Genomic DNA, 20,238 nt, shown 5'->3' with positions numbered 1-20,238 from the left:
CCAGCGGGGTGGGGGAAGGGTGGCGCCCGAGGAGGGGGGACGGGCGCCACCGCGTCCGGAGTGCGGGGGTCAGCCCGCTGCCTTCACGCCCGCCTCGACGAACTTCGTCCAGGCCTCGTCGTACTTGACCGCGCCCTGGTCCATGCCCTCCAGCACCTTCTCGACCGCGGTCTTCACCTGCGCGTGCTTCTCGCCGAAGAACACCGGCTGCAGGTTCGCGACCGAGGCGGCGAAGATCTGGCCGGTCGGCGCGTCGTTGAAGTAGGCGTTCTTCAGGCCCGACACCTCGGGGTCCTGCTGCGCGGGGATCGAGCTGGGGAAGGCGCCGGCCTCCTTGAAGGCGGCAACGTGGCCGTCCTTGCCGGTGAGGTAGTTCAGGACCTCGGCGGCCTCCTTGGGGTGCTTGCTCTGCTTGGGCACCGCGAGCCAGGAGCCGCCCCAGTTGCCCGAGCCGCCCGGCACGGCCGCGACGTCCCAGTTGCCCTTGTTGGACTCGCCGGCCTTGCCCTCGATGACGCCGAGCATCCAGGACGGGCAGCCCATGGTGGCGAAGCCGCCGCCCTTGATGGCCTTGTCCCACGCCGGGCTCCACGCCTGCAGCTTGGCGGTCAGCCCGGCCTGGCTGAACTTCTGCACCCAGTCGAAGGAGGTCTTGACGGCCGGGTTCTTCTCGACGATGAGCTGGTTGCTCTTGTCGAAGTACGCCAGGTTGCCGTTCTTCGGGGCCTCCTGGAACAGGATCACGTTGTAGATCGTGTTGGGCCCGTCCATGAACTTGGCGCCGGTCTTGGCGGCCTCGAACTTCTTGCCGGTCTCGAAGAAGGCGTTCCAGTCGGGCCACAGCTTGCCGACCTCTTCACGGTCGGTGGGCAGGCCCGCCTTCTCGAACAGGTCCTTGCGGTAGCACATCGTCATGCCGCCCATGTCGGTGCCCAGGGCGAACAGCTTGCCGTCGGTGTTGAGGCCGGCCTCCCACTTGGAGGCGGGGAAGTCGGCCTTGCGGCTGTCGAGGCCGTACTGGCTCAGGTCGGCGAAGAACTGCGGGCGGGCGGCCATGAGGCCCATCGCGCCCTCGTCGATGCCGACGACGTCCCCGGCGCCCGCCCCCGCCTGGAGGCGCTGGAGAAGCTGCGGCAGGTACACGTCCTCGAACCGGTCGGTCAGGTTCTGGTACTTGATCTGGATGTTCGGGTGCTCGGCGTTCCACTTCTTGACGGCCTCGTCGTAGCCGAAGTTCTCGCCGCCGCCGAAGGTGTGCACGTTGATGGTGACCGGCTCGGCCGCGGAGCCGCTCTGGGTGGCCGTCTTCGTGTCGCCTCCGCCGCCGCTGCACGCGGCGACGGCCGCCAGCGCGGTGAGCGCGACGCCGGTCACAACAAAGCGCTTGTGGTTCGTCATTCCGTACCCCTCTTGGGTGTGGATGTGGGAGGTGCACCGCGGCCTGCCGCGGCGAGTGGGAGGGTCTTTGGGAGCGCTCCCACAAAGAGTGCCCGCACGGCGTGCGGGCGTCAACGTCCCGAAACGGAACCGTTACCTGAGAGGCGATTGGTGTGTGGCGAAACGGGTTTAGGGTACGAAACGCCGTGAAGCGGTAGTTGGGAGCGCTCCCATCTTATCGGCACGTTTCGTGCCCATGCCGGACAGTCTTCCGGGCGGTGCCCGGAGGCTGGAAAACGGCGAGTGCGCGCCCAGGGTCCGGGCGCGCACTCGCCGTGCGGGGGTCGGGTCCGCGGTCAGCCGGCGTACTCGGGGTAGCCGTAGCCGACGACGTCCGACTTGGACCGGACGCGCTCCTCGACCCGGCCGTTGCCCGTGTTGCCCTCGATCGTGGAGATGGTGCCGTTGCCGTTGTCCTTGACCACGAAGCCGACGTGCCTGATCGAGGTCAGGGACTTGCCGCCGCTCCAGGAGAAGAAGACGACGGCGCCGGGCTTGGGCGCGCTGCCCCAGCGCTTGTTGGCCACGAACCACCTGGCGTGCGCCACGGTCCAGGCGTCCCAGCCGACCTGCGGGCGGGCGCCGAGCTTCTCGCCGACCCAGGAGACGAACATCGCGCACCAGGGGGCGTTGAGGTAGCCCCTGCGGCTGCCGCCGTCGCGGCGGACGGTCTCCATGGCGCGCTGGGAGCCGGCGTACCACTGCTGGAACTTCGTGCCGCCGCCGTAGGCGTTCTCCGTGGTGCCGACCTGGGCTCGGGCCAGCTGCAGGAGCTGCGAGGCGGTCACGCTGATCTTGTTGGCCTGCTGCTTGTGCCCTGCCGACGCGGCCCGCGGCGCCTGCTCGGGGACGTCGGCGAGGGCGGGGGAGGACAGGCCGAACGCGGCCGTGAGGGTGAGGGTGACGCCGGCACCGGCGCGCAGGAGGGGGGTCTTCCGGGCACGGTAAAGACGGTTGATGGCCATCGAGCGGGGATACTCCTTGCTTCCATGCCGCTTACCGGGTTAGCTGACGGGTTCGGGCGTGGAAGCTGCCCTTCGGCACTGACGTGCCGATTCACCCCAAAGGACATGGGTCCCCGGTTCCGCGCAGGGCGGATTCAGCGGTCACAGGGGGGTCCTGTGATCGATCTTTGCGATGGGCCGGCTACGAACCGGCCGAAACCGGACGTATGCCGTGAATGCCCCATAAGGTAATGCATGGGGCAAGCGGTTTACAATAGGGCAAAGCGCAAGTCAGGAGACTTGCTGACGAGCGTCGGCCAGGAGGCGGGCCATGGCAACGCTTTCGTCAAGGGGCATCACGGCGCTCTCGGTCCGGCCCTCGGCCAGGGCCTCGCGCACCTCGCGCACCTCTCCGGCGTAGCCGTTGTCGGCCGGGTCCAGCTCGTGGATCTCGGGCTCCATCGACGGCCCGCTGAGCACCAGCCGCTCCGGCGCCCAGAACGGCGCCTGGATGTCGGCGCGCATCCCGGTGCCCACCACGTACGCGCTGTTGGGGAAGGCGCCGCGCAGCGACACCTCGACCAGCGCCCGCCTCCCGCCGGGGTAGACCAGCACCCCCGCCGCCTCCGCGTCCACCCCGGACGGCGCCAGCGAACCGGTCATCGCCAGCCGCTCCGGCCGGCCGAGCAGCAACTGCGCCAGCCCGAACGGGTAGATCCCCAGGTCGAGCAGTGCCCCGCCGCCCAGCTCCGGTGCCCACAGCCGGTGCGCCGGGTCGTACGGCGAGGAGAAGCCGAACGAGGCGTGCACCGATCGGATCTCGCCGAAGCGCGGGTCCGTCGCCACCCGCCGGATCAGCGGGTTGAAGCGCATCCACATCGCTTCCATCAGGAAGATCCCGGCCTCGCGGGCCAGGCGCACCATCCGCTCGGTGTCGGCCACCGACGCGGCCAGCGGCTTCTCGCACAGCACGGCCTTGCCGTTCGCGATGGCGGCCTCGGCCACCTCCAGGTGCTGGGCGTGCGGGGTGGCCACGTAGACGGCGTCCACGGCGGGGTCGGCGCACAGCTCCGCGTAGGAGCCGTAGGCGGACTCGGCCCCCAGGGCGCCGGCCAGTTCCCTGGCCCGCGTCACGTCACGGGAGCCGACGGCCGCGACCCGCATCCCGGGCTCCGCCGCGATGACCGCTCCCACGGTCCGCGCGATGCCGCCGGTCGCCGCGATGCCCCATGCGAGATCTTTCACGGCAACGGATCCTATCGACCCTCATTACCCCAAAGACACCTATATCCCCATTTGCCCCTCGGCTGGCGGGCCCCCGTCCGGGCGACCGGTTCCGTCCCGGGCGGGAGGAAGTGTTCACGCGTCGTTCCCGGAGGCGTAAGGCGGCCGGGTTAGCTTGTGGCGCACCGGCTTGAGCCGGGAACCGGCGAAGGGAGCAGAGTGCGCGAGCGGGCGTCGGCCTGGGTCGAGTCTCCCCTCCAGATGCTGTGCGCCGTCGAGGCCCACCACGCCGGCCTCCTCGGCCCCGCGACGGCCGTCGTGCCCCGTGCCGGGCAGCGCGCGCTCAAGGCGACGCGCCGGGAGCTGCGCCGCATGGCCCTCCCGGAAGGGCTGGAGCTGGCGGAGCCGGCCGAACACCTGCCGCGCAGGCTCGACGCCGCCGGTGACGCGTTCTCCGGCCGGGTGCAGCTGCGCTGGCTGACCGCCGGGCCGCGCCGCCTGGTCGTCGTCGACGACGGGCTGGCCACGATCCGGTTGCTGGAACTGCTCGCGGCGGGCCCGTATCGGCCGCTGCTGAGGGCGCGCGCCCGGCCCGGGTTCGCCCGCGCGGCGCTCGGGCTGGCCGCCGCCGTCCGGCTGCGCGCGAGCCGCGTCACGGTCTTCACCGCGCTGCCGGTCTCGGCGGAGCTGGACGAGGGCGTCCGCCGCGCCGGAGTCGACCTGGTACGCCATGACTTCGCCTGGTTGCGGGCCCAGCCGCCCGAGCCCGGTCCGGCCGAGCGCACCGTGGTGCTGGGCACCGCGCTGGTCCGCAACGGCCTGGTGCACCGCGACCGCTACCTGCGCTGGCTCACGAACCTGGCCGGCGAGGAGCCGCTCGCCTACTACCCGCACCGGCGCGAGGACCCCGTGGACGTGGCGCTGATCCGCGAGCGGCCCGGCATCACCGTGCACGAGGGCGGCGCCCCGGCCGAGCTCACGCTGCGCGGCCTGGACCCGGGCCAGCGGGTGCTCAGCCTGCCGTCGACCGCGATCACCTCGCTGCGCGTGCTCCTCGGCTCGCGCGGCGTCGCGGTGGAGCCGGTCGACGTGCCGGACGACTGGTGGACCAGCAGGGCGGCTCCCGCGCTGCGCTCGCATCTGACAGGAGTCACCGGGTGAGGGTGCTGGCTGTCGCCGACTCCGACTCGTACCTGAAATGGGCGGCCTGCCTGCTCGCCGACCTGCCGCCGGGCTGCACGACGCGGCTCGCGGTGATCCGCACGCCGATCGCCCCCTCGCCGGGCCAGATCGCCGCCGCGCTGAGCGGTGCGCCGGTCGCCGAGCCCCTGCCGCAGGTGCTGTCGGCGCGCGCCCTGCGGCGCACGGCCGAGCGGATGCGGCCCGACGTGGTGCTCGTGGCCTGCACCGGGCCCGTCGTGGACGTGCTGGTGGCCGACGTGCTGGACGGGCTGCGGCCGCGGCCGGTGTTCGTCACCGGCCTGCCGGGCATCTCGGTGCCCGCGACGGAGAAGGCGTGGCTGTACCGCAGCGGCTGCGACCTGTTCGTGCTGCACAGCCGGCGGGAGGTGGCCGAGTTCGGCGAGATCGCCGCGCGGCTCGGCGGGGGAGGGGCGATCGGCCTGGCGAGGCTGCCCTTCCTGCGCCCGCGCGGCGGGTCGCCCGCCACGGCAGGCGGCGGTGACCGGGTCGTGTTCGCCACCCAGGCCAAGGTGCCGAGGCAGCGCGAGGAACGCGAGCGGATCCTGGGCGCCCTGGCCCGGCTGGCCGCCGACCGCCCCGACCTCGACGTGGTGGTGAAGCTGCGCGCCTGGGAGGACGAGCGGCAGACCCACAACGAGCGCCACCACTACCAGCGGCTCTGGCGGGAGCTGGGCGAGCCGGGCCGGCTCGGGTTCGAGACAGGCCCGATGCACGAGCAACTCGCGCGGGCCGCGGGGTTCGTCACGGTCAGCTCGACGGCCGCCCTGGAGGCCGTCGCGCACGGCGTTCCGTCGCTGGTGCTCAGCGACTTCGGGGTGAACGCCGAGATGATCAACCTGGTGTTCGAGGGCTCCGGCCTGCTCGGCACGCTCGACGACCTGGCCGGCGGCGCGTTCCGCACCGCCGACGCCGGGTGGTGCGCGGCCAACTACTTCCACCCCGCGGGCGGCGACGACTGGACCGTACGGCTCGCGGCCCTGGTGGCCGGCCCGGCGACGCCGCCGCGCTCCCTGCTGGACGGGCCGGAGCACGCCGCCGCCCGGCGCCGCGCCCGCCTGCGCGTGGAGGTGCCGCCGCCCATGCTCCGCGCCGGCTATCGCGCGAAACGCCGCGTGCGCCGCTACCTGCGCGCCTTCCCCTGACCCGCGCCGCTCGGCCCCGGAGCCGGGCAGCGAGCGCGGGCCGCCGGTGACCCGATGATCAGAGGGCGGCGCGCAGCCTGCGGCGCAGGCGGGTGAGGGCGGTGGGCCGGGGAGCCAGGCCGAGGGTCTCCAGGCGCTTGCGCCTGAAGTAGCGCGGGTCGAAGGAGGCCGCCCCCTCGGGCCGCAGCTCCGGGTACGCCTCGGCCTGCATGCAGTAGCCCACCCCGCGCACCAGCGCCGCCAGGTCGGCGGCGGGCGGCTCACGCAGCTCGCCGTCCGACGACAGCCGGGGCAGCAACGCGTCCACGATCGTGACCGGCACCCGGTTGCTGTTCTCGTACGGGGTGAGCCGCTCCAGCACCAGCTCGGTCCCGTACGAGGCCACCGGCAGCCCGAAGTAGCGCCGCGCCGTCACCAGTCCGGTCGAGAAGCAGCCGGCCACCAGGCTCAGCCGCGAGGCGTCGAAGCACACCTCGGCGGGCACGCTCTCGCCCACCACCTCCAGTCGCACGCCCAGTCGCCCGGCGGCGGCGCGCAGCAGGCGGGTGTGGCCACGCCCGGCGGCCGGGTGCGGCTTGAAGACGATCGTCGTGTGCCCGCGGGCGGCCAGCGCGCGCAGCATCCCCTCGTGCAGCTCCGCCTCCTCCTCGGGCGTGACGATGCCGAGCGACGACAGGTACTGCCCGAGGATCATCGCCTCCCCGTGCGGCAGGCCCGGCGAGGTGCCGGCCACCTCGCGGACGACCTTCAGGAACGCCGCCTCCGGCAGCACCTCGGCGGGCACCCCGTACTCGCTGAGCAGCAGCGGCGTCAGGCCGGGCACCAGGTCGAGGTGGAGCAGCCGGGTGACGCGGCGGAAGATGTCGGCGGGCAGCGGGTCGCGGGTCGGCCCGTAGCTCATCAGCCCGTCGGAGTAGACGGTGACCGGGCAGTCGCGCACCAGCCCGGCGATCGTCCGCGCGGGCGGCACGGCCACGGACTCCAGCACCAGCTCGTCCACCCGGCCGAGCCCGAGGTGGCCGCGGATCAGCCGTTCCATCATCGGCACCTCGATCACCCGTGCCCGCCAGTCGGCCGGGTGCAGCGGCGCGATCAGCTCGTTCCACGAGTGGATCTCGTCGAAGCGGGAGCGCAGTGCCGCGAACCCGGGTGTCCGGTCGAGCGGCACGGTCACCTCGGGGACCGCGGAGTTGGTCGAGACGATCAGGACGCGCCGGCCGCCGGAGCCGAAGCCGCCCTCGTCGATCGCCGCCGCCAGCGACATCGCGCCGAACAGGGTCGAGGCGTAGCAGACCGTGGTGCCGTCGCGCCGCTGCGGGGCGCCGGCGGGGTCGGGTCCGGTCACGGGTCCTCCCGGTCGCGGCCCGGCCGGGACCGGTACCGCACGTGTGGGCTGGGGGGCAGGTCGGGCAGGAGCGTCCGCAGGACGGCCTCGCGTTCGGCGGACATCCCCGCCAGCGACTCGACGACGAGGTCCGGCGGCAGGCCGCGCACCATGGCGACGCCGCGCTCCTCGAAGCGGGCCCGCAGCCGCGGCGTGAACCGGTCGGCGAGCCGCAGGTGGTGGGCGAGCAGCGAGCAGAAGTTGCGCACCGCCTTGGGCCGGAACTCCTCCTCGACGTCCTTGAAGACCAGCTCGAACGCGTCGAAGAAGTGGAGCTGCCGCTCGTCGCCCACCTGCGTCAGCGACCCGGCCACCTGCCGCCGGTAGAAGAGCCCGGCGAGCGACACCACGGCGAACGTGGCCGCCTCCTGGTGCAGCCGCCAGATCCACGGCCGGTCCTCGGCGGTGTGCAGCGAGCCGGGGAAGCGCAGCAGGTCGTGCAGCGAGCGGCGGTAGACGCCCGCCCAGGCGTACGGGTAGTCGACCATGGTCCGCACCCCGGCCGGCAGGATCGCCTCGCGCGGGTCGAGCACCATGTCCCGCCGCGCCAGCGGGGCGCGGTGCACGACCCGCTTACGGCCCTCGGCCTGCACGTGGTCGGTGCGCACGAAGTCGCAGCCGAGCCCGTCGATGGCCGCGACCAGCCGCTCCAGGTGGCCGGGGGCGAGCCAGTCGTCGCCGTCCATGAACGTCACGTACCGGCCGGTGGCCGCCTCGAGCCCGGTGTTGCGCGCGTCCGCCAGCCCCAGCGGCACGGGGTTGCGGATCACGGCCAGGCCGGGCAGGTCGCCGCGGAAGTCGTCGGCGACGTCGCCGGTCCCGTCCGTGGACCCGTCGTCCACCACGATGAACTCGAAGTCGCCCCGGCTGTTGCGGCACAGCGAGGACAGCGCGTCGCCGATGTAGCGCGCGCAGTCCCGGACGGGCACGACGACCGAAAGAGTGATCAAAGCGCGGGACCCGGTCAGACGGTCACGCGACGCAGGCGGGCCTTGGGGGCCTCCTCGCCGGGGAAGACGCGCTTGACGCCGTCGCCCAGGGCCTGCTCGATGATCCGGATGTCGCGGACCAGGTGCTCCAGCCCGGCCGGCTCCAGCGAGGCGGCGTGGTCGGAGCCCCACATGGTGCGGTCGAGCGTGATGTGCCGCTCCACGCAGACCGCGCCGAGCGTCACCGCGGCCAGCGAGATCTGCAGTCCGCGCTCGTGGCCGGAGTAGCCGACCGGCACGCCGTAGCGCTCCTTGAGCGTCGTGATCGTGCGCAGGTTCGCCTCCTCGGGAGGCAGCGGGTACGTGGACGTCGCGTGCATCATGACCAGCTTGTCGGTGCCGAGGATCTCCACGGCCTGGTCGATCTCCGACAGCGTGGACATCCCGGTGGACAGGATGACCGGCTTGCCGGTGGCGGCCAGCGCGCGCAGCAGCTCGTGGTCGGCGACGCTGGCCGAGGCCACCTTGTGCGTCACGACGTCCATCTCCTCCAGGAACTCCACCGACGGCACGTCCCACGGGGAGGCGAACCAGTGCAGGCCGCGCTCCTCGCAGTACTTGGCGATCTGCCGGTACTCGTCGTGGCCGAACTCGGTGCGCTCCTTGTACTCCAGATACGTCATCTCGCCCCACGGCGTCTGCCGGATCTGCCCCTTCTGTTCCTCGGGCACGCAGATGGCCGGGGTGCGCTTCTGGAACTTCACCGCCTGGCAGCCCGCGTCGGCCGCCACGTCGATCAGCCGGCGCGCGAGGTCGAGGTCGCCGTTGTGGTTGATGCCGATCTCGCCGATCACGTACACCGGCTCGCCGTCGCCCACCAGCACGTCGCCGATCGCCACCGGCCCGAGCCGCGGCTTGGCCTTGACCTCCGGCTGCGGCGCGGGCGCCGGGCGGGCGGCCACCACGCGGTCGCACAGCTCGCGCACCGCGCCGTCGCCCCCCGGCCGGGTCAGCACCGCGCGCGCGGCGGCCCGCACCCGCGGGTGCGCGTCGGGCACGGCCACCGGCCAGCCCACCTCGGCCATCGGGCCCAGGTCGTTCACGTCGTTGCCCACGTACGCCACCCGCGCCGGGTCGAGCCCCTCGATGCGCAGCCAGTCGCGCAGCACGGTCCGCTTGTCGGCCAGGCCCTGCAGCACCGGCACGCCCAGCTTGCGCGCCCGCGCGGCGACGACCGGGTTCTGCTCGGTGGACATCACCAGCACCTTGACCCCGGCCTTGCGCAGCAGCGCCACGCCCATCCCGTCGGAGCGGCTGACCAGCACCATCTCGCGGCCCTCGGAGTCGACGTAGGCGCGGTCGTCGGTGTGCACCCCGTCGAAGTCGGTGATGACCGCGTCCACGTCGATCGGCTCGGGCGCGTCCACGAACGGCGCGAGGGCGCGCACCAGCTCCAGGTCCTCCGGCTCGTCGATCTCGATCGCGTGCCGCGACGGCACCGGCTGCACGGCGACGGCGCCGAAGAAGCGGTGGCCGTGCTCGCGCAGGCCGGAGGCGCGCATGGCGTAGAAGGCGCCGTTCTCGCGGAACTGCGGCTCGCGGTCCTGCCGGCGCGGCCGGAACGCCGGGTCGTGGTTGACCCCGGCGCCCGCGGCGGTCCACAGGAACTCGTGCGTCGGCAGCCCCGACACCACCGAGTCGGCCTCGCCGTCGAGCACCCTGCGCACGGCCGCAGACAGGTCGGCCGGGTCGATGAACGCGCTCGTGCACTGGACCAGCACCACGACCTCCGGGTCGGCGCCGAGCGCGTCGAGCGCGTGCAGCACCGCCGACTCGCTGGAGGCGGTCGCGCCGCTCAGCTCCTGCGGGCGGTCCACGACCAGCGCACCCGCCTCCCGGGCCGCCTCGGCGATGCCGGCGTGGTCGGTGCTGACGACCACCGTGTCGATGAGGTCGGCGCGCAGGCAGGCGCGTACCGCGCGGGCCACCAGCGGGACGCCGCCCACCTTCGCGAGGTTCTTCAGGGGGACGCCCGCCGAACCTCCGCGGGCGGGAACTACGGCCAGGACGCGCAACGTGACTCCTCAGTGCTTCGCGGGTTGCACCCAGAAGCTAGAGGCCGGGATTGAACGACCAGCGTCAGCGCCCTGAACTTTCCGTGGGCATCCGGTAGAGCAACTCTGGCCGCCCGACCCCGCCGTACTGGGGGAAGCGCACCGCCGCGCCCAGCTCCACCAGATACTCCAGGTAGCGGCGGGCCGTCACCCTCGACACCCCGGCCGCCGCGCCCACGGCCTGCGCCGAGACGCCCTCGGGCCGGGCCCGCAGCTCGGCGACGACCGTGTCGAGGGTGTCCTGCGACATGCCCTTGGGCAGCTCGGTCGTGCCGCGCAGGGTGCCGAGGAACCGGTCCACGTCGCCCTGCCCGACGATCTCGCCGGCCTCTTTGCGGAAGCGGGCGTAGCGGGTCAGCTTCTCCTGCAGGGCAGCGAACGCGAACGGCTTGAGCAGGTACTGCGTGACGCCCAGCGACACCGCCGAGCGCACCATGGCCAGGTCGCGCGCCGAGGTGATCGCGATCACGTCGCACAGCAGCCCGCCCGCCCGCACGGCCCGGCACACCTCCAGCCCGTGCATGTCGGGCAGGTAGAGGTCGAGCAGGATGAGGTCGACCGGCGTGCCGCGCAGGAAGCGCAGCGCCTCCCCGCCGGACCGCACCACCCCGGCCACCCGGAAGCCGGGCACCCGCTCGACGTAGATGCGGTTGGCCTCGGCGGTGATGTCCTCGTCCTCGACCACCAGCACGGAGATCATGAGACCCGCTCCGGCGCCGGCAGCCGCACCGTGAACACCGACCCGGCCACCTCGATCGTGCCCCCCAGCCGCCGCACCGCCTGCCCGACGAGCGCCAGGCCCAGCCCGTGCCCGTCGCCCTTGGTGGTCCACCCTCTCCTGAACGCCTCAGGCGTCGTCAGGCCGGGCCCGTCGTCGGCCACCGTGACGAGCAGGCCGGAGGCGTCGCCGCGGACCCGGACCTCCACCCGGCCGGCCGCCGCCTCGACGGCGTTGTCGATCAGGTTGCCGACGATCGTCACCAGGTCGCGCACGTCCAGGCCCAGGTCGTCCAGCTCGCTGTCCTCGCTGATCAGCAGTTCGGTGCCGCGTTCGGCGGCCTCGGCGCTCTTGCCGAGCAGCAGCGCCGCGAGCACCGGCTCGCGCACCGCGCCCATCACCCGGTCGGTGAGCTCCTGCGCCGCCCGCAGCTCCGCCGTGCCGAACGCCACCGCCTCCTCCGTGCGGCCCAGCTCCACCAGCGTGACGACCGTGTGCAGCCGGTTGGCCGACTCGTGCGCCGCCGACCGCAGTGACTCGGCGAAGCCGCGCTCGGCGTCGAGCTGCCCGGCCAGCGCCTGCAGCTCGGTGTGGTCGCGTACGGTCACCACCGTGCCGAGCCGGCTGGCGGCGCTGTTGACGGCGAGCACCCGGTCGCCGACCAGGTGGATGCTCTCCTGCTCGCGCCCGGCCAGCACGTCCGGCAGGCCCAGGTCGGCCACGTGCCGGCCCTCGGCGTCGGCCGGCAGGTTCAGCAGCGCGCGGGCGGCGTCGTTGCACAGCGTCAGCGTGCCGTCCTTGCCGACCAGCAGCAGCCCCTCGCGGACGGCGTGCAGCACCGCGTCGTGGTGCTCGTGGATGCGGCCCAGCTCGACCGGGCCGAGCCCGTGTGTCTGCCTGCGCAGCCGCGCCGTCACCAGCCACGTGCCGGCCGCGCCCAGCCCCAGCGCGAGCGCCACGATGCCGGCCATCCAGCCGAGCACCCCGCGCAGCTTGGCGCTCACCTTCTCGACCTTGATGCCGGCGCTCACCAGGGCGCCGACCGACCCGTCGTCGACGTGGACGGGCACGACGGCGCGCACCGACGGGCCGAGCGTGCCGGTGTAGGTCTCGGTGAACGCCTCGCCGCGCACCGCCCTGTCGATGCGCCCGAGGAAGCCGCGCCCGATCTCCGCCGGGTTGGGGTGGGTGTAGCGCGTGCCGTCGGGTTTCATGATGGTGACGAAGTCGACCCCGGTCTCCGCGCGCACCCGCTCGGCGTACGGCTGCAGCCTCCTCGTGGGCGACGGCTCGCCGAGCGCGGCGAGCACGTCGGGAGAGGACGCGACGCTGAGCGCCACGGCCTTGGACATGGCGGCGGCCTCGGTGCCCACCACCTGCTGCGCCAGCACCGACATCAGCGCGGCGCCGCCCGTCACGGTCACCGCGACCACGACGAGCTGCAGGACCAGCATCTGGCCCGCCAGGCTCCAACGACGCATCCGACCTCTCCGTGAACGAAACTTACGCAATAGTGACCTGGGTCACCACGCCCCGCATAGTCACGCAGTGAGGACTTCCACCGCAAACGCTCGGAGAGCCCCCATGCGTGATCGCACCCGATATCTGTACCTGGCCGTCATCGTGGCGGTGCTGGCCGGCATCCTGGTCGGCTTCGTCTGGCCCGACGTCGGCCAGGAGCTCAAGCCCATCGGCACCGGCTTCGTCGCCCTGATCAAGATGATGATCAGCCCGATCATCTTCTGCACGATCGTGCTGGGCGTCGGCTCCGTCACCCAGGCCGCCAAGGTCGGCAAGGTGGGCGGGCTCGCTCTCGGCTACTTCATCGCCATGTCGACTGTAGCGCTGCTCATCGGCCTGGTGGTGGGCAACCTCATCGACCCGGGCAACGGGCTGCAGCTCACCGACGCGGCCCGGGAGGCCGCGGCGTCGGAGGCGGCCAAGGGCGAGTCGACGAGCACGGTGGACTTCCTGCTCGGCATCATCCCGACCACGCTGGTGTCGGCCTTCACCGAGGGCCAGGTGCTGCAGACGCTGCTGGTGGCGCTGCTGTCCGGCTTCGCGCTGCAGGCGATGGGCCCCAGGGCCACCCCGATTCTCAACGGCATCGCGCACATCCAGCGCCTGGTGTTCCGCATCCTCGCCATGATCATGTGGGCCGCGCCGGTGGGCGCGTTCGGCGCGATCGCGGCGGTCGTCGGCGCCACCGGCCTCGACGCGCTCAAGAGCCTGGCCGTCATCATGGCCGCCTTCTACCTCACCTGCCTGCTGTTCGTCGGCGTCGTGCTCGGCGCGCTGCTGTGGCTCGTCGCCCGGATCAACCTGTGGACGCTGCTGCGCTACCTGGGCCGGGAGTTCCTGCTGATCCTGTCGACGTCCTCGTCGGAGTCGGCGCTGCCCCGGCTCATCGCCAAGATGGAGCACCTGGGCGTCAGCCGGCCGGTCGTCGGCATCACCGTGCCGACCGGCTACTCCTTCAACCTCGACGGCACCGCGATCTACCTGACCTTGGCCACGCTGTTCGTCGCCTCGGCCACCGGCGCGCCGCTCGGGTTCGGCGAGCAGGTGTCGCTGCTGGTGTTCATGATGATCGCCTCCAAGGGCGCGGCGGGCGTGACCGGCGCCGGCCTGGCCACGCTGGCGGGCGGCCTGCAGTCGCACCGGCCCGAACTCGTGGACGGCGTCGGCCTCATCGTCGGCATCGACCGCTTCATGTCCGAGGCGCGGGCACTGACGAACTTCGCCGGCAACGCCGTCGCCACCGTCCTCGTCGGCACCTGGACGGGCGAGTTCGACCGGGGCCGGGCGGTCGAGGTGCTCGCCGGGCGCGCGCCGTTCGACGAGGCCACCCTCCTGGACGAGGACGCCGAGACCGACCGGCAGGAGTCGCCCGCCCCGGCGGCCGAGCGGACGATGACCCCGGCGGTGTAGCGGCGGTCAGCGAGCGCCGGCCCGGTTCCCGGGCCGGCGCTTCACCCTGCCGAGTGCTCCGGGACGGGGTGCTGCATGTCGGGGTGCTCCAGGACGGGGTGTCACGCGCCGGGCTTGCGGCCCACGCCCGCGTATCCCATCCGGGCCAGGTGCTCGTCCATGAACGGCACCTCGTCCGGGTCGATGAACGGCCACCCGATGTCCGGGCTGAGCCCCGTGGCCAGGCCCGGCGGGATGAGGTCGAAGTCGCCGAAGAAGGCGGCGATCTCCTCGCCGGTGCGCGGGCAGAACGGGGAGTTGGCCTGCTTGTAGAACTCGGCGACCCGCATGATGCGCTCGGTGTCCACGTCGCTGCCGACGTGCGAGAGGGCCAGGTAGCTGCCGGGCGCCAGCGCCTCGCGGTAGCGGGCCACGAACCCCTGCGGATCGTCGTCGTCGGGGACCAGATGCAGGAAGAACATCATCAGCAGGGCCACCGGGCGGTCGAAGTCGATCAGCGACCGCACCTCCGGATGGTTCAGGACCTCCTCCGGCCGGCGCGCGTCGGCCTCCACCATGGCCACGCCGGGAGCCGCCAGCAGGGCGCGGCCGTGCGCGGCCACCACCGAGTCGCTGTCGACGTAGACCACCTTGGCGCCGGGCGCGTGGCGGTGGGCCACCTCGTGCACGTTCTCCTGCGCCGGCAGGCCGGAACCCAGGTCGAGGAACTGCGTGATGCCCTGGTCGCACAGGTGGCGCACGATCCGGCCGATCAGCCCGCGGTTCTGCCGCGTGCCCTCGCGGGCGTCCGGCATCACACTGAGGACCAGCTCGGCGAGTTCGCGGTCGGCCTGGAAGTTGTTCTTGCCGCCCAGGAAGTAGTCGTACATGCGCGCCGCGTTGGGAATGTGCGGATCGACACCATGCGGCGCTTGCTCCATCATGCTGCCATGATCCCGGACGCGGTGGACTGAACGCTACTGATTCCCCATATAACGCCTAGACGGCGGGCAATCGGAGCACGAAACGGGCGCCGCCGCGACACTCCTCGGCGTGGATCTCGCCCCGGTGCGCCAGCGCCACGTCCCGTGCGATGGCCAGACCCAGGCCGGTGCCGCCCGCGTCGCGGCTGCGCGCAGCGTCCAGGCGGGTGAAGCGCTCGAAGATGCGCTCCCGGTCCGCGTCGGCGATCTCGGCGCCGTCGTTCTCCACGGTGAGCACGGCCATGCCGTCCTGCTTGTTCACCGAGACGCGCACGTACTGGTCGGCGTGCCGCTGGGCGTTGTCGAGCAGGTTCGTCAGCACCCTGGCCAGTTGCAGCCGCACGCCGTCGACCTCGGCGTGCTCCTCGATCGCCAGCCGGATCGGGACCCTGTCCCTGCGCACCGACAGCTCCTCGCGCACGAGCTGGGCGAGGTCCACCCGCTCCCTGGCCGCGTCCGCCTGGGAGCCGATCCTGGCCAGCAGCAGCAGGTCGGTGATGATCGCCTGCAGCCGGTCGGTGTCCCGCAGCGCGCTCTTCACCAGGGAGCCGAGCTCGGTGTCGTCCGGGTAGAGCTGCGCGCTCTCCAACTGGGCGCGCAGCCCGGCGATCGGGGTGCGCAGCTCGTGGGAGGCGTCGGCGGCGAACTGGCGCTGCCGGTCGGCCGAGCGTTCCAGCCGCTCCAGCGTGCCGTTGATCGAGCCGGCGAGCCCGGCCAGCTCGTCGCCGGCCGGCGGGGTGACCCGGCCGCTCAGGTCGCTGGCGGTGATCTCGTCCAGCTCGGCCCGCATCACCGAGACGGGCCGCAGCGCCTTGCCCATGATCATCCAGGTTGCCCAGCCCGTGAGCGCCACGACCACCGCCACCTCGGCGAAGGCGAGGCCTTCGAGGACGTAGGACTGCAACATCCTCGGTGTCCTGGTGCCCGTGAAGACGACGTGCGAGTCGGGTGCCGCCGACACCCGCCAGGCGGTGAAGTGGACGCACATCGTGGGCAGGCAGTTGACTGACGTCACGACGGGGTCGTCCGCCTCGGGCCACACGTTGCCGATCAGCGGCAGGTTCCGGGCGGCGTCGCTGCTGCTCAGCACCTGCCCGCCGGGGCCGGCGACCTGGATCAGCTCGACGGAGGGGTTGGGCAGCGGGATGGCGGCGCCCAGCGGCAGGTCGCCCGCGCGCGCGTCGGTCGCGATGCGCTCGGCGCTCTCCCGGGTGTCGGCGGCGACGGTGGTCATGATCCACGACCTGGCCATGGCGACGCCGACGAGACCCACCGGCACCATGACGAACGCGGCGATCAGGGTGGTGATGAGCGTGACACGGCCGCGGAGGGAGCCCGTCCAGAACCGGAACATCCCAACGAGGCTACTGTCCGTGATTACCCGGATAAGTCCCGTGATGGGAAAGTTTGTTCCAAGCTCTGATCAGGACCGCGCTCTGATCTGGACCGCGGCCGTCCCGATCAGAGCCGCACCCACACCGTGCTGTCGGGGGCGACCGTGCCGTCGCCCGGCTGCGGGCCGCTCGACAGCAGCACCTCGCCCGCCACGCCCAGCTCGGCCAGGGCCACCGGCCGCTCGCCGGTGTTGAGCACCACGGCCAGGCCCGGCGAACGCTCCAGCGCCAGCACGTCCCTGGGCGAGTCGATCCAGGTCAGCTCGCCGCCGCCGAGGGCCGGGTGCTCCTTGCGCAGGCGCAGCGCGGCCCGGTAGAGGTTCAGCGTGGAGTCCGGGTCGTTCTCCTGGGCCTCGGCCGACAGCGCCCGCCAGGAGTCGGGGATCGGCAGCCACGGGTCGCGCCAGCCGCACCCGGGCTCGCTCGTCCAGGGCAACGGCACGCGGCAGCCGTCGCGGCTCTCGCCGCTGCGCCGGAACGCCGGGTCCTGGCGCAGCTCGTCCGGCAGGTCGAGCACCTCGGGCAGGCCCAGCTCCTCGCCGTTGTAGAGGTAGGCCGATCCGGGCAGCGCCAGCATCAGCAGCGTCGCCGCCCTGGCCCGCGCCAGGCCGCCGTGCCGGGTGACGTGCCGCGGCTTGTCGTGGTTGGACAGCACCCAGGTGGTGGGCGCCCCGACCAGCTCGGCCTCGGCCAGCGCCTTGTCGATGACCGTACGGAACGACTTGGCGTGGAAGTCGGCCATCATGAAGTCGAACGAGAACGCCTGGTGCAGCTCGTCCGGCCCCACGTAGCGGGCCAGCCGCTCGGGCGACGACACCCACGCCTCGGCCACCGCCATCCGCCCGCCGGGGTAGGAGTCGAGGATGGGCCGCCACTCGCGGTAGATGTCGTGCACGCCGTCCTGGTCGAAGTACGGCACCTGCTCGTCGCCGAGCAGCTCGGCCTGGCGGCCCTCCTTGGGCCCCACGTCCGGCAGCCCGGCGGCCTTGACCATGCCGTGCGCCACGTCCACCCGGAAGCCGTCGACGCCCCGGTCCAGCCAGAAGCGCAGGATGTCGCGGAACTCCGCGCGCACCTCGGGGTTGTCCCAGTTGAGGTCGGGCTGCTCGGGCGCGAACAGGTGCAGGTACCACTGCCCGTCCTCGACCTGTGTCCAGGCCGGGCCGCCGAAGATCGACTCCCAGTCGTTCGGCTCGTCGCGGAAGATGTAGCGGTCGCGCAGCCCCTCGCGGAACCAGGGGTGCCGGTCGGAGGAGTGGTTGGGCACGAGGTCCACGATGATCCGGATGCCCAGCGCGTGCGCGTCGGCCACCAGCGCGTCGAAGTCGGCCAGGGCGCCGAACCTGGGGTCCACGTCGCGGTAGTCGGCCACGTCGTAGCCGGCGTCGGCCTGCGGCGAGGTGTAGAACGGGCTGAGCCAGAGGGCGTCCACGCCGAGCGCGGCCAGATAGCCCAGGCGCTCGCGCACGCCGGGCAAGTCGCCCATGCCGTCGCCGTCGGCGTCGGCGAAGCTCCGCGGATACACCTGGTACACGACGGCGTCGCGCCACCAGTCGTCGTTGCCGAGCATGGTCGTCCTTCCCCCGAATGTCCGTGATGTCTGGTGCAGGATGGCCTGACTGCTTGCGAGAGGTCAAGTGGAACTTGCGGAAAGTTTCACGCACGTCCCAGGGGCCGGTCAGCGGGCGCCTTCCGGGGTCAAGGATGGCTCATCGGAGGTCTGGATCAGGTAACGCTTTCTGCAAGTTCTTCCAATTCTTGCAAAACGCGGCTAACGTCCCCGAAACATAAGCCGCATCGCGGTCGATAAGGATCTTTTTCCGGCGGTGGCGTGATGCGTGCCACCGCCCCCTCCGTGACCTCAGGAGGTCCCATGCGTAAGCCAGCTCTGGGCGTGGCCGCACTCGCGACCCTGGCCATCACCGCCACCGCCTGTGGCGGCGGTCAGCCCGCCGCGCCCTCGGCGGCGCCCACCGCGTCGACCGGTGCCACCGCATCGGCAGCGCAGGGCGGTGGCAAGCTCGTGATCTGGGCCGACCCCAACCGGGTCAAGGCCCTCAAGCCGTTCACCGCCCAGTTCGGCACCGAGAACGGCGTCACGGTCGAGGTGAAGGAGATCAGCAAGGACAACCAGACGACCTTCCTGACCGCCTCCCAGCAGGGCAGCGGCCCCGACATCATGATCGGCGCGCACGACTGGATCGGCAACCTCGTGCAGAACGGAGCCATCGACCCGGTCAACCTCACCGAGGAGCAGAAGGCCGCCTTCTCCGAGATGGCGCTGAAGGCCGTGACGTTCGGCGGCCAGGTGTACGGCGCCCCGTACGCGATGGAGAACATCGCGCTCATCCGCAACACCGACCTCGCCCCCGACGCACCCGCCACGATCGAGGACCTCATCGCCAAGGGCGCCGAGCTGAAGAAGGCAGGCAAGGTCAAGGAGGTGCTCTGCCTGCCGGTCGGGCAGAAGGGCGACGCCTTCCACTCCTACCCCTTCTTCGCCTCCGGCGGCGGAGCCCTGTTCGGCGCCACCTCCACCGGCGACCCCGACGCCAAGAAGGTGCTGGTCGGCTCGGCCGAGTCGGTCAAGGCGTTCGAGAAGCTGAAGGCGCTCGGCGAGAAGGGCGACGGCGCCCTGAAGACCTCCATCACCAACGAGAACTACATCCCGAGCTTCGCCGCCAAGAAGTGCGCCTTCCTCGTCTCCGGCCCGTGGGCGATGAGCGAGGTCAAGAAGGGCGGCTTCGGCTACGACATCACCCCCGTCCCGGCGTTCGAGGGCGGCAAGCCCGCCACCCCGTTCGTCGGCGTCCAGGCGTTCTTCGTCGCCGCCAAGGGCAAGAACAAGATCCTCGCCCAGGAGTTCGTCGCCAACTACGTGACCAACAAGGACGTCGCCAAGGCGCTGTACGAGGCCGACCCGCGCCCGCCGGCGCTGACCGCCGTGCTGACCGAGGTCCAGGCGGCCGACCCCGACGCCGGCAAGTTCATGGCCGCCGGCAAGGACGGCTTCCCGATGCCGGCCATCCCCGAGATGGCGGCGATCTGGGAGCCGTTCGGCATCGCCGAGGCCGCGGTCGTCAAGGGCGGCGACCCCGCCAAGGCCGCCGAGGCCGCCCAGAAGGCCGTCGACGGCTCGCTCAAGAACTGACGTCATGGCCCTCGACGTGCGTGAGAGCGCGGTGGCCGGGCAGGCGCCGCGCCCGCGCCGGGAGATGACCACGGCCTTCGTGGTCAGCAGGATCGCGGTGCTGGCCGTGGCCGCCGCGATCCTGCTCTACGCCGTGCCGCCGCTGGTCGCGGCCGGGTCGTGGGTGTCCCTGGCGCTGGTGTGCGCGGTGAGCGCGCTCATCTGCTACCTCTACCTGACCCGCCGCTTCATCCCGGCGAAGTATCTGATCCCCGGCACGGTCTTCCTGATCGCCTTCCAGGTGTTCCCCGTCCTCTACACGGTGAGCACCGCGTTCACCAACTTCGGCGACGGGCACCGCGGCGACAAGCAGGCGGCCGTCACCGCGATCGAGACCGGCTCCGTGCGGCAGGCGCCCGGCTCGCCGGAGTACACCCTGACCGCCGCCCTCCGCGACGGGAACCTGGTGTTCCTGCTCGTCGACCCCCGGACCAAGCAGGTCCAGGCGGGCACCGGGCAGGGCCTCGCGCCCGTGACCGGCGCCCAGGTCGGCATCACCGGCAAGGTCGTGCGGGCGCCCGGGTTCACCGTGCTCAAGACACCCGAGGCCGCCGCCCGCGCCCAGGAGATCTCGGCGCTGTCCGTGCCCACCCGCGGCGGGCTGATCAAGGCGAACGGGCTGAGCCGCGCCGTCGAAGGCCGGGCCGCGCTCGCCTACGACGCCGC

The 20,238-nt window shown here is 72.3% G+C and carries 15 protein-coding genes, 1 pseudogene and 1 riboswitch; of the genes and pseudogenes, 5 read left to right on the top strand and 11 right to left on the bottom strand.

What is annotated here, in order from left to right; genetic code table 11:
• Positions 1–69: 69 nt before the first annotated feature.
• From FHU36_RS00080 to FHU36_RS46150, 3 genes are all read right to left on the bottom strand, one after another.
• A complete protein-coding gene (locus FHU36_RS00080) occupies positions 70–1,398 on the bottom strand; it encodes an ABC transporter substrate-binding protein (RefSeq protein WP_185081766.1) in 1,329 nt (442 codons plus the stop codon).
• A 335-nt stretch (positions 1,399–1,733) separates the two neighbouring features.
• Positions 1,734–2,402: a CHAP domain-containing protein gene (locus FHU36_RS00075; RefSeq protein WP_185081765.1), complete on the bottom strand. Its 669-nt coding sequence runs from the start codon at positions 2,400–2,402 to the stop codon at positions 1,734–1,736.
• 13 nt (positions 2,403–2,415) lie between these two features.
• Positions 2,416–2,552, bottom strand: a riboswitch (cyclic di-AMP (ydaO/yuaA leader).
• Positions 2,553–2,672: 120 nt separating this feature from the next.
• Positions 2,673–3,626 (bottom strand): Gfo/Idh/MocA family protein, encoded by a 954-nt coding sequence (locus FHU36_RS46150; protein WP_221495711.1) that lies wholly within the window; start codon positions 3,624–3,626, stop codon positions 2,673–2,675.
• A gap of 198 nt (positions 3,627–3,824) precedes the next feature.
• Here FHU36_RS46150 and FHU36_RS00065 point away from each other — a divergent pair, with 198 nt between their 5' ends.
• The gene (locus FHU36_RS00065) at positions 3,825–4,766 is read left to right on the top strand and encodes a hypothetical protein (RefSeq protein ID WP_185081764.1); all 942 of its coding nucleotides are present in this window, start codon (positions 3,825–3,827) and stop codon (positions 4,764–4,766) included.
• Positions 4,763–5,950 (top strand): DUF6716 putative glycosyltransferase, encoded by a 1,188-nt coding sequence (locus FHU36_RS00060; protein WP_185081763.1) that lies wholly within the window; start codon positions 4,763–4,765, stop codon positions 5,948–5,950. Before FHU36_RS00065 ends, FHU36_RS00060 begins: the two co-directional genes overlap by 4 nt.
• 58 nt (positions 5,951–6,008) lie before the next feature.
• Here the strand turns inward: FHU36_RS00060 and FHU36_RS00055 are convergent, their stop codons facing one another.
• The 5 genes from FHU36_RS00055 to FHU36_RS00035 form a co-directional block, all read right to left on the bottom strand.
• A complete protein-coding gene (locus FHU36_RS00055) occupies positions 6,009–7,295 on the bottom strand; it encodes a polysialyltransferase family glycosyltransferase (protein WP_312891365.1) in 1,287 nt (428 codons plus the stop codon).
• Positions 7,292–8,284: a glycosyltransferase family 2 protein gene (locus tag FHU36_RS00050; RefSeq protein ID WP_185081762.1), complete on the bottom strand. Its 993-nt coding sequence runs from the start codon at positions 8,282–8,284 to the stop codon at positions 7,292–7,294. Before FHU36_RS00050 ends, FHU36_RS00055 begins: the two co-directional genes overlap by 4 nt.
• 14 nt (positions 8,285–8,298) lie before the next feature.
• Positions 8,299–10,338: an N-acetylneuraminate synthase family protein gene (locus tag FHU36_RS00045; RefSeq protein ID WP_185081761.1), complete on the bottom strand. Its 2,040-nt coding sequence runs from the start codon at positions 10,336–10,338 to the stop codon at positions 8,299–8,301.
• A gap of 64 nt (positions 10,339–10,402) precedes the next feature.
• Positions 10,403–11,077, bottom strand: coding sequence for a response regulator (locus tag FHU36_RS00040; protein WP_185081760.1), 675 nt, complete (start codon positions 11,075–11,077; stop codon positions 10,403–10,405).
• Positions 11,074–12,576 carry a sensor histidine kinase gene (locus tag FHU36_RS00035; RefSeq protein WP_185081759.1) on the bottom strand — a complete coding sequence of 501 codons (1,503 nt, stop codon included), beginning with the start codon at positions 12,574–12,576 and terminating at the stop codon, positions 11,074–11,076. Before FHU36_RS00035 ends, FHU36_RS00040 begins: the two co-directional genes overlap by 4 nt.
• A gap of 103 nt (positions 12,577–12,679) precedes the next feature.
• On the opposite strand from FHU36_RS00035, the gene FHU36_RS00030 reads away from it, so the two are divergent.
• Positions 12,680–14,026: a cation:dicarboxylate symporter family transporter gene (locus tag FHU36_RS00030; RefSeq protein ID WP_185081758.1), complete on the top strand. Its 1,347-nt coding sequence runs from the start codon at positions 12,680–12,682 to the stop codon at positions 14,024–14,026.
• Positions 14,027–14,127: 101 nt separating this feature from the next.
• Here FHU36_RS00030 and FHU36_RS00025 read toward each other — a convergent pair whose 3' ends face one another.
• The 3 genes from FHU36_RS00025 to FHU36_RS00015 form a co-directional block, all read right to left on the bottom strand.
• Positions 14,128–14,949 carry an SAM-dependent methyltransferase gene (locus FHU36_RS00025; protein WP_185081757.1) on the bottom strand — a complete coding sequence of 274 codons (822 nt, stop codon included), beginning with the start codon at positions 14,947–14,949 and terminating at the stop codon, positions 14,128–14,130.
• A gap of 55 nt (positions 14,950–15,004) precedes the next feature.
• A complete protein-coding gene (locus FHU36_RS00020; protein ID WP_185081756.1) occupies positions 15,005–16,342 on the bottom strand; it encodes a sensor histidine kinase in 1,338 nt (445 codons plus the stop codon).
• Between the two features lie 107 nt (positions 16,343–16,449).
• Entirely contained in the window at positions 16,450–17,952 is a 1,503-nt protein-coding gene (locus FHU36_RS00015; RefSeq protein WP_185081755.1) for a glycoside hydrolase family 13 protein, read from the bottom strand.
• A 303-nt stretch (positions 17,953–18,255) separates the two neighbouring features.
• On the opposite strand from FHU36_RS00015, the gene FHU36_RS00010 reads away from it, so the two are divergent.
• Together FHU36_RS00010 and FHU36_RS00005 are read left to right on the top strand one after the other, a co-directional pair.
• Positions 18,256–19,533: a sugar ABC transporter substrate-binding protein gene (locus FHU36_RS00010; RefSeq protein WP_185081754.1), complete on the top strand. Its 1,278-nt coding sequence runs from the start codon at positions 18,256–18,258 to the stop codon at positions 19,531–19,533.
• 4 nt (positions 19,534–19,537) lie between these two features.
• Positions 19,538–20,238 (top strand): annotated as a pseudogene (locus FHU36_RS00005) (ABC transporter permease subunit); the annotation flags it as partial.

The sequence above is a fragment of the Nonomuraea muscovyensis genome, from assembly GCF_014207745.1.
GTDB lineage: Bacteria > Actinomycetota > Actinomycetes > Streptosporangiales > Streptosporangiaceae > Nonomuraea > Nonomuraea muscovyensis.
Note: the sequence above shows the minus strand (reverse complement) of the source record. Positions and strands in the feature narration are given on the sequence as shown.